Origin of the sequence: Paenibacillus sp. RC21 (genome assembly GCF_044907935.1) — a bacterium.
GTDB classification, from domain to species: Bacteria; Bacillota; Bacilli; order Paenibacillales; family Paenibacillaceae; genus Paenibacillus; species Paenibacillus terrae_A.
On the sequence record NZ_JBIYCS010000002.1, the window covers coordinates 627,011 to 642,015 of the forward strand.

The window sequence follows — 15,005 nt, forward strand, 5'->3', positions numbered from 1 at the left end:
TCCACCAAAACCTTACTGCTTGATTGTACCGAAAGCCCTTGTCCGCGTCAAAGCTTCTCACAAAAAAAACCGCCAAGCAAACTCGGCGGTTGGTGCATAAAACAACATCAGGCGTAAGGCTCAGCTACAAAATGTCCTTTGGACACTTCGATCAGCTTGGCATTTTCCAGGTTATAGGCTCCTGACTTATTGCCGGATGCATCATTTGTATGAATTGGGCCAGCTTGATCACCAGGCATAATAATCCGTTTTTTGTTGGCTTCCACTTCCGGATCGGGAATTGGAATCGCCGACAGAAGCATTTTCGTATAAGGATGGATCGGGTTTGCATACAACTCCGCGCTTTCTGCAAGCTCAACCATTTTACCCATATACATTACGGCTACCCGGTCACTGATATGCTTGACCATTGACAGATCATGCGCAATGAACAGGTATGTCAGACCAAGACGCTCTTGAAGCTCTTTTAACAGGTTGACAACCTGAGCCTGAATAGACACATCAAGAGCCGAAATCGGCTCATCACAAATGATGAATTTAGGGTTAACTGCCAGCGCACGGGCAATACCGATACGTTGGCGCTGACCACCGGAAAATTCATGCGGATAACGGGTTGCATGATCCGGGTTCAAACCTACCAGATCCAACAACTCTTCAATCCGCTTTTTGCGCTCTGCACGGCTACCTGCCATGTTGTGAATATCCAGTGCCTCACCGATAATATCAGAAACCGTAAAACGCGGGTTCAAGGATGCATACGGATCTTGGAAGATCATCTGCATATCACGGCGCATAGCTTTCATTTTACCTGATGATAATTTGTAGATATCCGTACCGTTAAAGCGCACGCTACCTGCTGTAGGCTCATATAAGCGAAGAATGGTACGGCCCGCTGTAGATTTACCACAACCTGATTCACCAACCATACCTAGTGTTTCGCCTTCGCGAATATAAAAATTCAGGTTGTCCACCGCTTTGAGCACACGGTTTTTGCCAACATTAAAATACTTTTTAAGACCTTCAACCTCAATTAAATTGTTGCTACTCACCATGATCTCACCTCCTATTTCTTCAGCTTCGGATCAAGCGCATCACGCAATCCATCACCAAAAAGGTTGAACGCAAGCATAATCAAACTGATCAAACCTGCCGGGAAAAGCATACGCCAAGGATAGTACATCCATCCTGTCAGAGCTGATTCAATCATCGAACCCAACGACGCTTGAGGAGCCTGTACCCCTAATCCCAAGAAGCTCAGAAAAGCCTCGGAAAAAATAGCACTTGGAACCGTCAAAGTCAGTGTGACGATAATCGGACCCACAGCGTTAGGCAACAGGTGACGGAACAGCAGGCGGCCTGCACCAGCTCCCATCGAGCGGGAAGCAAGCACAAATTCCCGATTTTTCAGCTGTAGCATTTCACCACGCACAATCCACGACATGTTAATCCACCCGGTCACACAGAGCGCAATAATAATCGTCGTGATACTTGGCTCCAGTACAACGAGCAGCAGGATCGTAACAAGCAGATATGGAATGGAATACAGAATTTCAGAAAATTTATTCATGATTTCATCTACACGGCCACCAAAGTAACCCATAATTCCACCATAAATAACACCAATCAACAAGTCAATCATTGCTGCGGCCAAACCGATAATCAAGGAAATTCGGGCACCCATCCATGTACGGACAAACATATCACGCCCCAGATCATCTGTTCCGAACCAATGCTCCGCCGAAGGAGGAAGATTGGTGCTCAACAAATCATTCGTGCGGTCGTCGTATGGCGAAAGCATCGGACCAACTATCGAAGCAAGTACAATAAAAATCAGAACGCTCAGGCTTGTCATTGCCAGTTTATTTTTACGAAGCCGTTCCCAAGCATCACGCCAAGCGGATAAGCTTTCACGCTGAATAACTTCAGACTGCTTCTCATCCGCTCCGATTTTCTGAAAGTCTTCCGGTTTTACCTGAAGCTTCTCCAAATTCACAGCATTGTCTTTCACAGACATAAAGTTATCCCTCCTTCCCGCCGGTCAGCTTAATCCGTGGATCAATAAAACCGTATGCAATATCAGTAATAAAACGTGCCACCATTAGCAAAATGCCGTAAAAAATAGTAACTCCCATAATCATGGTATAGTCACGGGTCGTAATACTGTCTACGAACACTTTACCGATACCACCAATCCCGAAAATACGTTCAATAACGACGGAACCGGTAATAATATTTGCTGTCATAGGCCCCACATAGGTAACAACCGGCAAAATGGCGTTACGTACAACGTGTTTGAACATTACCGTAACAGGCTTCAAACCTTTAGCCTTGGCAGTCTTGATATAATCCGCATGAAGTACTTCCAGCATGCTGGAACGCGTTAGTCGAGCGATAAACGCAATTGGCGAAGCGGATAAAGCGACAACAGGTAGGACGTAATCCATTGGACCATCAAAGCCCATGACATTAAACCAACCTAACTCCTGTGCAAAGAAGAACTGAATCAACGATGCCAGGACAAAGCTGGGAACCGCAATCCCCATAATCGCTAAAATCATCGCTACGTTGTCAATAAGCCTGCGATGGTATAAAGCTGCGAGCATACCTAGCAAGAGTCCGACAATAATCGACACAATTATGGCGACAAAGCCCAATTTAAGTGATACCGAAAAAGTTTGTCCAATAATGTCTGTAACACTTTGGTTCAACTTTTTCATAGAAATACCAAAATCACCTGAAGCAATATCACCTAAGTATTTAAAATATTGGACATATACAGGCTTATCCAGCCCATATTGCTCCATTAACCGGGCTTGAATCTCAGGAGAAGTCGCTTTTTCACTCATGAAGGGGTTACCCGGAATTGCTTTCATGAGAAAAAACGTCGCAGAGATCAGAATGAACAAAGAAAGCAGCATATAGAAAAATTTACTGATCAAATAACGCGTCATTGCCCGTTTACACCCCCCATAAATTTTTTTCGACACCATTCGATTTTATCGAAATAGAATTGGAATGTCCAACCTACTTATTTGCATGGTTACATGATAATGGAAAAGACCATGACACACAAAAAAACGGGATATATATGGTTGTATCCACATATATATCCCGAAGTAACTATCAAACTTCAGAATTAAGCTTTAGTTACTGTGTAATATACGCTCTTGTGAAATCAATCGCTCCACTAAAGTCAAGAGCTATGTCTTTTACATTCGGTTTCGTTAAAGAAACATTTGAATAGTAATAGACCGGCAGCATAACCATATCGTCTTGAACCAGAATTTTCTCTGCTTTTGCGAAATCTTCCATGCGTTTTGCTGGATCGGTTTCTGTCTTAGCTGCTTCAATCAAAGCATCATATGCAGGATTAGCGTAGCCAGAATTATTATTAGTGTTGCCTGTTGTCCACATATCTAGGAATGTCATTGGATCATTGTAGTCGGCAGACCAACCACCACGAGCAATTTGGAAATTCAGCTTGTTACGTGTTTGAATAAATACGCCCCACTCTTGGTTTTGGGTTTTGATGTCCACACCAAGGTTTTTCTTCCACATATCAGCGACTGCCAAAGCAATCTTTTGGTGACTTTCACTGGAGTTATACAGCAAAGTTACCGGAGGAAGTGTAGTTACGCCTTCTTCTTTCATACCTTCTTGAAGTAATTTTTTCGCTTCAGTAAAATCTTCTTTGAAGAAATCATCTTTGTTCTCGGTACGGAACTCCTGAGAAACTCCTTTGATACCTGGAGGTACAAAGCCGTAAGCAGGAATTTGACCACCCAATGTTACTCTCTCAACAATCGGTTGGCGTTGAATAGCCATCGCAAATGCTTTGCGGATTTTAACATTATTAAATGGTTTTTCAGTTACGTTAAATAGATAGTAATACGTACTTGCAATCCCTTTAGCCTTAAACTCATTCGGCAGTTCTTTTTTCACAGCCGGAATTTGGTCTGTAGGAATTTCACCGCTTGGCATACCTGCATAATCAAGTTGTCCACTTCTATAAGAAGCCAGCTCTGTTGCACCGCTGTTTACAAGAGACATCGTGATTTTGTTCAGCTTGATTTGGTCTTTACCCCAATAGTTTTCACTCTTGGAAACTTCGATCTTTTGACCGCTGTCCCACGTTGTTAAAGTGTAAGGTCCATTGGTGATCATGCTGTCTTTCTGAACCGCCCACTTGTCATTTCCTTTAATAGAAGAATGTACAGGGTAGAAGGTGTAGAAAGAAGTCAAGCCCAGGAAGTAAGGAGTTGGGTGATCCAGCTCTACTTGCAATGTATGGTCATCAACTGCTTTGACACCTACATCTTTAAAGTCTGTAATTTTAGTGCCTTTAAAAGATTTGGAAGTGCTCAGGTTGTAGCCCTCAGCATTTTTTATATAGTACAATTGGTAAGCATATGGAGGTGCTGGAGCCGTAGAAGGATCCAATACCCGTTGCCAAGCAAATACGAAGTCACTTGCTTTGACTGGGTCGCCATTACTCCATTTTGCAGTATCACGAAGCTTGAACGTATAGGTTTTGCCGTCATCGGAAATTTTCCAGGATTCAGCTACGCCAGGAATTTCTTTGCCATCAGGACCCATACGTACAAGACCTTCATACAAAGTTTTGAGAACCGTGTTCGTTTGACTATCCTGAGCCTGTGCCGGGTCAAATGTTGGCGGCTCGGATGCCAGATTAATGCGCAAAATCTGTTTGTCGGCCGGAGCCGGTGTAGTTGAGGTATTTTCTTGCGCGCCCTTGCCATTGTTTTCGTTCTTGCTGCTGGAGCCACAACCTGCGAGCAGTGCGCCAACTGCAAGAACGAGTGTCAAAAGGACTAAAAAGCTTTTCCTTTTCATCTAGCGTTTTCCCCCTAGTTCTAAAGTGGTATATGTTTATAGATTATACAACCAGCGGTCAAAAAAATCTACATCACATTTCTTTAAATTGAGCTTTTTTTTCAAAAAAACATGATTAATTCATATTTTTTTAGGTTTTCATGTCATGTTATATCACATGTTATTGAATATATTTTTAAAAATGCCAACAATAGTTAATAGAATATAGGCTAATGTCATGGCTATAAAAGTTAATCTCCACACTGCTCTACATAATCTTTTCCCATCGACCTTACCCTTTATTCGATTTTGGGCTCCTCCAATTAAACCCAGCGCCAAAAGTAGCAGCAGTAATATCAAATAAAAACCGAATCTTGATGCAAAAATGACATTAAAGAGCGCCGCGACGGATAGTATCAGAAAAGCCGTGGTAATGTCCATAGATATAAGCAACGACTTCTTTTTTTCCAGTTTAAGTAGGTAGCGGCAAACCGCAAACACGATCAGAAACGGAAAAAAGGGAAGAATACTAAATGTGATGATGGTACCTTGTATGAGACTCAACTGATCACCCCTCTTTTAGCCGCATGCCCTCAATTAATTGCCATAATACCGCATGGGTTGGTGCAGTAACCCCCGCTTGCTCTGCCATCTGCACCAGTTGTCCATTAATGGAAGCAACCTCTGTCATGGAATGTGCAAGCACATCGGCCAGCATAGACGACTGATTCTCTGCCGTTGCCCGGCAAATCTTCATAATCTGATCCCACCATGCGCTGTCACACCGAATACCATTGGCTTCGTACACTTGAATGCCTTCTTCGTATAGCTTGCGCATCATATGTATACGGCCCGGATCGGAAAGCAGCTCTCCATTGGGGATTCGCCATATTGCTGTCAGCGGATTAATCACAGCGTTGATTAGCAACTTGCGGTATATACCGTTCTCGATTTCTTTCGACAAGCAAACGTCAAATCCTGCTGTAAGCAGCCGATTTAGCACATATTGTTCGAAACTCCCGACCTGTTTCTCCTCCAGCTCATCCGGACAGCCAATCTCCGTAGCCCCCAGCCCGGCATGCACGACGGATGCTACTCCCATTCTCTTGGCTCCTTCGGTCGTTACCGCAGGGTATACCACCGCTTCAGGATAGGCTTGTCTAATTCGTTCTATATGTCCGATTCCGTTCTGTAAGCAAACAATTCCGATATCGCTTTCTGTATTAGCCGCAGATTTAATCTGCTCCAGCACTTCCCCAATCGCCCCCTGTTTAGTCATTATCAAAATCCACCGTGCCGGAACCTGTGAATTCAAGCGTTGCCAATCTGCCAACGGCGCTACCTTCAATGTATCTCCAATCACATGAACAGCAACCTGTCCCTCTTTTTCAAGCACAGTAATCCCCTCACATGCAATGATACGTGCCTGCTCAAGCGTTCGTGTCCATAGCCTTACTTTTGTACCTGAGGCTGCCAGCCTTCCAGCGAACAACAATCCGAGCGAACCTGCTCCAATAATATCAATCACCTATGTATCGTCTCTCTTCCATCTTTTTTTCTACTATATCATATGCACTCTAGAGAAATACAAAAAACGCCAACTACGGCAAAGCGTGAGTTGACGTTCTATTTAATATTTGCTGCTGTAATTTTGCTACTCAATGCGCTCCAGGTTCCCATTGGCGTCCATTTTGAATCTGGATTTAAGCTCTTCCTCATCCTCAGTGATTAAAGCCAAACGGCGGGCCCGGTCCATAATCTGAATCAAGGCTTTGTAATCATCATTCACGACGCGATAGTCGGTTTGCACCTCATTAACCTCTTTGGACAACCGATCATTAATGGAGCGAAGTTGATTTAATTCCTCTTCCTTTTCACGTAAATCTTTTTCCAGCATCTTGATCTGTCGATTGGTTTCCTGTACAGATCCCTTCCATTGACGCAAAAAACGGATCACTGCGTCGATGGACAACGTATCCTCACTCGTTCCATCCGCTCTGTATAGCCCTTCAGCCGTATCAAGCGTGGCAAAAGCTGCCACCTGAGATACACCAACCGGACTCTGCTTGCGAATATAACTGCGTTTTTGACGTTGCGCTTTAGCAATGCTGATGGCTTCATCATAACGCTTGCGCACGCAACTGTTCCAGCGGAAGCCGCATGCTGCGGAGGTTCTTCCTATTTTTTGCCCAACCTCTTCAAATGCAGCGAGCTGTGTTCCACCTTCCCGGATATGACGCAATGTCACCTCCGCCAGTATCAGATCATCTTCAACACTCCATGCATCTTGTCTTATTGCAGTCATGCCTCTAGCCCTCCTAACAACATCCTGAAATAACCGTCTTCATGAACCGGCCTTACCGGTATTTGAATAGGGTATAAAAGCTGTTTATTCATTTCTATGCCTCTCGTAGAGTTCATAGAATCTATTTGATACTAAATTGTATTTCCATTTCTATAAGAACTCATACGTGGACAAATATAGTTTCGGGTTTCAAGCATCCTCTGGCTGCTGTACAATAAATGAAATGGTTAAAGAATAAGAAAGGCACATATATATTACTGTTAGACTTTTTTCGGTAATACACAAAAGGGGAAAACCAATGATCAGACCCACTCTAAAAATGATAAGTTGTGTTCTGCTGACCATCATTATGATTTGGACCTCCATGTCAGCACATCCTGTTCTGGGAGCTCCTTCAGAAGAGGCAAACCGGATTTTGCAGGATAGTCTGTCAATCGTCGAGATTGATCATGAAATTGAGCGGATCAGCCATGAACAGCAGATGCTTTTACAACGTCAGCAGGAACTCAGGAGCAATCTTGCCACTCAGCAGGAACAGATGACTATGCAAAGGAAACGCGCGAGTTCTGTGCTGCGCTCCTATTATATGGGTGAAAGGGACAAGCTGCTCAGTGTAGTACTGGGTGCCAAAAGTCTAAAACAGCTTCTCTCCCTGTACGATTACTACTTGTTGCTGATTAGCCACGATCAGGATGTACTTCAAGAATACGAGTCCAATTATCGGAATATGCGAAAAACAGAAGAACAGGTCACCCGGGCTTCAACAGATTTGGAAACCGTCAAAACAAACCTGCTGGAACAACGTAAGCGTATTGTCCTGCTTCAAGCGCGTGTAAATGACGGTGTTAACGCCAGCAAGGACCCGGATACTCTACGCAAGCTGATCGGCGAAATGACAGCTTATTGGGAGAATGTAGGCGTCTACGAGGTGAACAAGCATTTTAAAGCGCTGGCTCAAGCGATGCAGGATTTGCCTCAATTTATTCAACAACAGCAAGGAGCCATGATTACAAACGGCAAAGTCATTACGATAAGCATACGTGAGGATGATTTTAACCGTTTTCTGAAATCGGAAAATGAATTATTTAATCACTTCAACTTTTCCTTCGGGCAGGATCGTATTGTTGTAGAAGGCCAACAGGGCACCATGAAATTAAGGGTAGAGGGGCACTACACGGTAGAGAATGAACCACAAAATGCAATTTTATTCCATGTGGATCGCCTGGTCTTTAACGGGCTGGAGCTACCAGATACGACCCGTAACAAGCTGGAAAAGGATTTTGATCTAGGCTTCTATCCGCAGCAACTCATTTCTTATGTCAAAGCTACAGAGGTACGCACCATAGCCGGAATACTTGAGGTTAAGCTCGAATTGAGCCTGAAGTAAGGCTTTGACACCCTTGTATTGCTATCATAAATAATACATGGACAAAAATAAGAGACCCCGGGATGTTCCCGAGGTCTTCTTATTTACAACAAATACTACGCAGTATATAAACATCCTTATCATGGGGTAGTGATATGAGCTTCTACAGCAGATCGGCTGCCAACTGCGCCAGCTTGGAGCGCTCTCCTTTTTCCAGCATGATATGCCCGCTAATCCCTTCCTGCTTGAAGCGTTCTACTACATACGTCAAGCCGTTACTGGCAGCATCCAGATAGGGGTGATCAATTTGCTCCGGGTCTCCCATCAAGATGATTTTACTCCCCTCACCTACACGGGACACGATTGTTTTGATTTCATGCCGCGACAAATTCTGTGCCTCATCAATAATAATAAATTGTCCAGGTATTGAACGCCCGCGAATATAAGTGAGCGCCTCCACCTGAATGCTGCCCAAGCCCATCAAAATTTTATCAATATCGCCTGATTTTTTGGTATCAAACAAATATTCCAGATTGTCGTAAATCGGTTGCATCCACGGACGAAGCTTTTCTTCCTTTTCTCCCGGTAAATAACCGATATCCTTGCCCATAGGAACGACAGGACGGGCGATTAGCAGCTTCTTGAAGCGATGTTCATCCTCTACCTTGAGCAGACCAGCAGCGAGCGCCAGCAACGTTTTGCCTGTACCTGCTTTTCCGGTAATCGTCACCAGCGGTATATCGTCATTAAGCAATAGCTCCAGCGCCATCCGCTGTTGGGCATTACGCGCACTGATCCCCCACACAGGTTCATTGCTTAAATACAGAGGCTCTAATCGGTCTGCTTCCTGGTTTACTTTCAGCAATGCTGATTTTCCAGTCCCCATCTCGTCCTTTAGAATAACGAATTCATGAGGATATAGCGTATAAGACAGCTCCAATGGCTTAATCGGTAAAAAACGATTGGAATAAAACTCATCTATGATGGACGGATGCACCTGAATTGCCGAGTACCCGGGATATAGCTCACTCAGATCACCGGTTCTGTCGGATAAATAGTCTTCGGTCAGCAGTCCCAACACATCTGCCTTGATTCTCACCAGCACATCTTTACTAACCAGCACCACCGAACGCGGTTCAGGCAGTTCCTGCTCCTCCAACTGATAATTCAAGGCGACCGCCAAAATTCGATTATCGTTCGAAACTTCCCCGAACATCTCCTGAACTTTCAAAAAGCTCCGATGATTTAATTCAACCTTGAGCCTCCCACCTTGCGGAAGCGGAACACCGCTGTGCAGATGTCCTACTTTCCTCAACCCGTCCAGCAATCGTGATACGTTGCGGGCATTCCGTCCAATCTCATCCGCGTTGCGTTTTTTGGAGTCGATTTCTTCCAGAACAACAGCTGGAATAACCACTTCATGTTCTTTGAAGGTAAAGATGGCTTTCGGATCATGCAGTAGCACATTCGTATCCAGCACAAAAATTTTCTTCATTTAGATCCCCTCCAAAGCGGCGTGGACAATCTCGTGTTTCATACCTATACCTATTCACCGGGTAGCCAATACTTGCTGATTCCCTGAAAAAAGACCCCAGCAGCAGCGTTAAACAACGAAAAGTTGGTAGGTAATTAGAGCCTTAGAGCCTGTACACCTTTGGATCAGACACAAAAGGCCCAGTGATCACTCACTGGACCTTACTTATTTCATTCATTTCATTACAGAAAAAGCTAACAACCTTAGACAGCAAACGGGTATGAATGTCAAAACCATATACTTGGCGTGCTACCCATTCAGACATACCTCAACCCCCTTATGCAATAGAGCTTTTACTCGCTGCGAGTATAACATAAGAGGGAAGAAAGATACACACTCAAGAATTGGAAGAAGAGACAGTATTATTGTCGCTCGCTTTTTTTGATAGCTCCTCTTGCAAGGATTGTCTGGCCAATTCAAGCTGTTTCTCATCAATATAGACATAAGGACTGCGCCATGTTCCTGCTACCGGATTGTATTTCACATTTTGCTTGGAAATATTCCAATAGGTCTGTACGAGATTTTTCATTTGCTGAGATTCAATATCTGTCATCAAATTCTTATCAACAGATTTAATAATTGCACTGAATTTACTTAGAGCACTGAAGGACTGCATTTGGTCAATTAAGGAATGAAGCACCTGATTTTGTCGACGGTTGCGATCAAAATCATCAGATTCAGCTGTTCTCGGGCGACAGTTTGATTTACGGTAACGAACAAAATCAAGGGCCTGATCACCGTTCAAATGTTGTGCTCCAGCCTTCAAGTTAATGTTAGTACCATCTGCACTGTCACGGTAACACATATTTTTGTCGACCGTAACATCTACGCCACCTAAATTATCCACAACATCTCTGAAGCCCTGGAAGTTAATAACCGTCACATAATCGATGTCAATATTCAAATATTTGCCGACCATCTTCTTCATTTGCTCTTCAGCGACTTCACCAGACTCTTTCTCTCTGGCCTTGAACACCGGATAGTACTCATTCAGCTTACGAGGTTTATATCCATCCAGTTCCAGTCGCGTATCCCTCGGCAACGACACGATTGTAGATGACTTGGTATTCGGATTCAGTGTAGCTACCATAATAACGTCCGACAAATAAGTTGGATGATCAGGGCGGTAATCCGTTCCAAGCAACAAAATGGTCAAAGGCTTGGCCTCGGCCAATTGTGTTTTGGGCACTTCCTTATTGATCCCCGTATCCAAAACTTCCTCTACCTGATTGTATAGGTAATAGGCATAACCGCCAGCCGCCAAGATACCTATAATGAGCAGAAACAGAACAAACTTCATAAACGATCTGAAAAAGCTTTTTTTCTTTTTCGTTTTTTTCGGTTTGGCGGATTTTTTCCCGCTTTGTGTCCGGGGAGGCAATCCGTTAGAAAGATTACTCATGCTTCAACACCTTTTCCTGCGTTTTTAGAAATAAAACTTTCTCCAAGTTTACAATCCTAAAACAGATACAGCGGCGCATCCCGTTGCCGGGCGTCGCCGCTGTGGCCAAAACCAATCCAATCAATTACGAATTTGCTTGTGCTGTTTTACGCTGTTTTTCTGCACGCTCGCGCTCACTTTTGTTCAAAATCTTTTTGCGCAAACGAATAGCATTAGGTGTAACTTCACAATACTCATCATCATTCAAATACTCGAGCGCCTGTTCCAAAGAGAAGATACGAGGCGTTTTAAGTTTTACGGTATCGTCTTTTGTTGCGGAGCGGACGTTCGTCAATTGCTTCTCTTTACAAATGTTAACAACGATATCGTTATCACGTGTATGCTCTCCGACGACCATACCTTCATAAATCTCAGTACCCGGCTCCAGGAACAGAATACCGCGATCCTCTACACCCATCATTCCATAGAATGTAGTGCTTCCATTTTCCGTCGAAATAAGTACGCCTTGATGACGTCCACCGACTTGACCACCAACAAATGGACCATAGCTGTCAAACGCATGGTTCATTACGCCATAGCCACGAGTCAAAGTCAGGAAGTTCGTAGTGTAACCAATCAGACCACGTGCAGGAATCAGGAATTCCAGACGAACCTGTCCGGTGCCGTTGTTGATCATGTTGACCATTTCAGCTTTGCGGGAACCCAGACTTTCCATAACTGCGCCCATGCTTTCTTCAGGAATATCAATGAGGAGACGTTCGATTGGCTCCATTTTCTTGCCATCGATTTCCTTCACGATTACTTCCGGTTTGGACACTTGCAGTTCATAACCTTCACGACGCATGTTTTCAATCAGGATACCCAGATGCAACTCACCACGTCCGGATACGATAAATGCGTCAGGACTGTCGGTTTCATCGACACGCAAGCTGACATCAGTTTCGAGTTCTTTCAGAAGACGTTCGCGGAGTTTACGGGATGTGATCCATTTACCTTCGCGACCTGCGAATGGGCTGTTATTAACCAGGAAGGTCATTTGCAGCGTTGGCTCATCAATCTTGAGTACAGGTAAAGCTTCAGGATGGTTTGGATCGGCAATCGTTTCTCCGATGTTAATATCCTTGATCCCTGCAATAGCCACAATGTCACCAGCGCCCGCTTGATCGGTTTCAATCCGTTTCAGACCTTGGAAACCGAACAGCTTCTCAATACGCGCTGATTTGCTGCTGCCGTCACGCTGCATAACCGTAACCGCTTGTCCCTGCTTGATAATACCGCGGTTTACACGACCAACTGCAATGCGGCCAAGATATTCGTTATAGTCCATCAGTGTTACGAGGAATTGAAGAGGCTCATCTATTTTCTCCGTTGGAGCTGGGATGTGATCCACAACGGTTTCGTACAATGCCTGCATGTTATCATCTTGCTTTTCGGCGTCCAAACTGGATGTTCCGTTCAGTGCTGAAGCATAAACAACAGGGAATTCCAACTGCTCATCACTCGCACCCAACTCGATGAACAGATCGAGTACTTCGTCAATAACTTCGGCTGGACGAGCTGCCGGACGGTCAATTTTGTTAACAACAACGATTGGCGTCAGGTTTTGCTCCAACGCTTTACGCAGTACGAATTTAGTCTGCGGCATACAACCTTCGTAAGCATCAACGACGAGCAAAACACCGTCAACCATTTTCATAATCCGTTCCACTTCGCCGCCAAAGTCGGCGTGTCCCGGTGTATCCACAATGTTAATCAGATAATCTTTGTACGTAATAGCTGTATTTTTTGCCAAAATCGTAATACCGCGTTCACGCTCCAGATCGTTGGAGTCCATGGCGCGCTCCTGAACAGCCTCGTGGTCTCTAAATGTTCCGGACTGTTGAAGAAGCTTGTCGACAAGCGTCGTTTTGCCGTGGTCGACGTGGGCAATAATTGCAATATTGCGAATGTTCTCTCTTGCATGCATGGTTTGTATCCATATCCTTTCCGTATATCAAAATAGTGTCTCTATCCTGAAAGTAATGCTTATCCAAGGCTAACAATCGTTCTTCAGGCCCGCTCCCTGCTAACCCTCTGTATATTTCAGGCTTTGTGCAGGCAGCTTCTCTTTCCGATTCGCGTGAAAACCTTAAAATAAGCGTCAGAAAACATTCCGACGCTCTTATCATATCCATTATATTATAGTTGAAATATGTCATAAAGCAAGACATTATTGGCTGTTCCGTAATTTACCGCCATAAATTTTGCACTGCTTGTCGTTTCACCATTTACGTTTGGTACGATTGTTAACCATCAGCCATATCCCTGCACCGATCAATACAACTGCAACAACATAAATCATTCCGGTCCTCAACATGCTAATAATCAGTAGAAGTACCGAAACGAGTCCCAAAATCATGCTCCCTGTATATACAGTGCGAGGCAGCGTTATATCATTAATAGCGTATTCCCATAATCCAACTGCCACACCCAGCAGTAACAAAGGCCATAGATAGGCCATCAGATGCCAGCCCCATGTATTACAGAGAAAAAATAAAAAACCGTACACCGACAAAATCCCGGCCGGCAGCAGCATAATGGGAGAAACCTTACGCATCATGTACATCGCATGCAATATAATACCAGGTATTAAAATCAGCAAGGGCCAGAAGTTTTGTCCCAAAAAGGAGAAGACCCCCAGTTTTCCCAACAAAATAATCAGTCCTACGGCAATGATGCCCAATCCGATCATACGCTCTTTTCCGGAATTCATCGTGGTCTCCTTTATTTGCTGGATTTTATAGTGTTTTTACAAAAACCGAGTAGATTCCCCGGCGTTTGCAAAAGCTCTATGTCTAGTTTAGCCGATGTTTTCCAAAAAAACTACGTTCAAATACGGCGGGCTTGCAACTGCTGGAATATTCCTGCAATTACAACTGCGGCGGCCAGCAATCCCGGCAACCATGAATGTAAAACTTCCCCAGGCCCGGCTAACCACGCTCCCAGTCTGGGATCACGCAGTAGCATTTCACCTGCCGTGAAAGCCAATATTGCAGATCCGAGTAAAACAAGTACAGGGAAACGGTGAAGCCAGACTGCAATAACGTTGCTCCCCCACACCACAATTGGAATGCTAATTGCAATACCGATGACAATGATGGCAATATCCCCATTTGCAAGTGCTGCAATAGCCAATACATTATCCAGACTCATCACAAAATCCGCTACCAGAATCACCTGTATAGCCTTCCATATGCTTGTTTCTGCTCTTACTCCCACATTATCGTTATTCTCATAAAGCAGCTTAAACGCAATCCATAACAGAAGCAGACCGCCCGCCGCCTGAATAAAGGGTATGCCTAGCAAAAGGACAGCTGCAAAAGTCAACACACAGCGCAGGACAACTGCGGCGAGCGCTCCCCACCATATTGCTTGACTCCGCTGCCTTGCAGGCAAGTTTTTGCTCGCCATGGCTATAACAACCGCATTATCACCGCTTAACACCAAATTGATCATTAATATTTTCAACAGCAAAATGATATGCTCCATGTGTACAAACACCCCCATGCTACTTGTATGCGAAATA

Annotated in this window: 13 protein-coding genes; 1 reads left to right on the forward strand and 12 read right to left on the reverse strand. The window is 44.3% G+C overall.

The window, feature by feature from the left end; genetic code table 11:
• Window positions 1–107: 107 nt before the first annotated feature.
• The 7 genes from ABIA61_RS08165 to ABIA61_RS08195 form a co-directional block, all read right to left on the reverse strand.
• Entirely contained in the window at window positions 108–1,052 is a 945-nt protein-coding gene (locus ABIA61_RS08165; RefSeq protein WP_044648186.1) for an ABC transporter ATP-binding protein, read from the reverse strand.
• A gap of 11 nt (window positions 1,053–1,063) precedes the next feature.
• Complete coding sequence (locus ABIA61_RS08170) at window positions 1,064–2,014, reverse strand: ABC transporter permease (RefSeq protein WP_283652499.1); 951 nt, start codon at window positions 2,012–2,014, stop codon at window positions 1,064–1,066.
• 4 nt (window positions 2,015–2,018) lie between these two features.
• Window positions 2,019–2,951 carry an ABC transporter permease gene (locus ABIA61_RS08175; protein ID WP_283652500.1) on the reverse strand — a complete coding sequence of 311 codons (933 nt, stop codon included), beginning with the start codon at window positions 2,949–2,951 and terminating at the stop codon, window positions 2,019–2,021.
• 196 nt (window positions 2,952–3,147) lie between these two features.
• Complete coding sequence (locus tag ABIA61_RS08180; RefSeq protein WP_283652501.1) at window positions 3,148–4,854, reverse strand: peptide ABC transporter substrate-binding protein; 1,707 nt, start codon at window positions 4,852–4,854, stop codon at window positions 3,148–3,150.
• A gap of 153 nt (window positions 4,855–5,007) precedes the next feature.
• Window positions 5,008–5,397 carry a DUF3397 family protein gene (locus ABIA61_RS08185; protein ID WP_025685747.1) on the reverse strand — a complete coding sequence of 130 codons (390 nt, stop codon included), beginning with the start codon at window positions 5,395–5,397 and terminating at the stop codon, window positions 5,008–5,010.
• 4 nt (window positions 5,398–5,401) lie between these two features.
• Entirely contained in the window at window positions 5,402–6,361 is a 960-nt protein-coding gene (locus ABIA61_RS08190; protein ID WP_404580544.1) for a ketopantoate reductase family protein, read from the reverse strand.
• 126 nt (window positions 6,362–6,487) lie between these two features.
• Window positions 6,488–7,138 (reverse strand): RsfA family transcriptional regulator, encoded by a 651-nt coding sequence (locus ABIA61_RS08195; protein ID WP_044648191.1) that lies wholly within the window; start codon window positions 7,136–7,138, stop codon window positions 6,488–6,490.
• A gap of 298 nt (window positions 7,139–7,436) precedes the next feature.
• Here ABIA61_RS08195 and ABIA61_RS08200 point away from each other — a divergent pair, with 298 nt between their 5' ends.
• Window positions 7,437–8,525, forward strand: coding sequence for a hypothetical protein (locus ABIA61_RS08200; RefSeq protein WP_404580545.1), 1,089 nt, complete (start codon window positions 7,437–7,439; stop codon window positions 8,523–8,525).
• A gap of 142 nt (window positions 8,526–8,667) precedes the next feature.
• Here the strand turns inward: ABIA61_RS08200 and ABIA61_RS08205 are convergent, their stop codons facing one another.
• The 5 genes from ABIA61_RS08205 to ABIA61_RS08225 all read right to left on the reverse strand — a co-directional run bounded on the left by ABIA61_RS08205 (window position 8,668) and on the right by ABIA61_RS08225 (window position 14,968).
• Complete coding sequence (locus ABIA61_RS08205; RefSeq protein ID WP_283652504.1) at window positions 8,668–9,999, reverse strand: PhoH family protein; 1,332 nt, start codon at window positions 9,997–9,999, stop codon at window positions 8,668–8,670.
• Between the two features lie 376 nt (window positions 10,000–10,375).
• Window positions 10,376–11,440, reverse strand: coding sequence for an LCP family protein (locus tag ABIA61_RS08210; RefSeq protein WP_283652505.1), 1,065 nt, complete (start codon window positions 11,438–11,440; stop codon window positions 10,376–10,378).
• A gap of 124 nt (window positions 11,441–11,564) precedes the next feature.
• Window positions 11,565–13,406, reverse strand: a complete 1,842-nt coding sequence (gene typA, locus ABIA61_RS08215; RefSeq protein ID WP_283652506.1) for a translational GTPase TypA — start codon at window positions 13,404–13,406, stop codon at window positions 11,565–11,567.
• 294 nt (window positions 13,407–13,700) lie between these two features.
• Complete coding sequence (locus ABIA61_RS08220; RefSeq protein ID WP_283652507.1) at window positions 13,701–14,192, reverse strand: hypothetical protein; 492 nt, start codon at window positions 14,190–14,192, stop codon at window positions 13,701–13,703.
• Window positions 14,193–14,308: 116 nt separating this feature from the next.
• Complete coding sequence (locus ABIA61_RS08225) at window positions 14,309–14,968, reverse strand: TerC family protein (RefSeq protein WP_283652508.1); 660 nt, start codon at window positions 14,966–14,968, stop codon at window positions 14,309–14,311.
• Window positions 14,969–15,005: the final 37 nt, after the last annotated feature.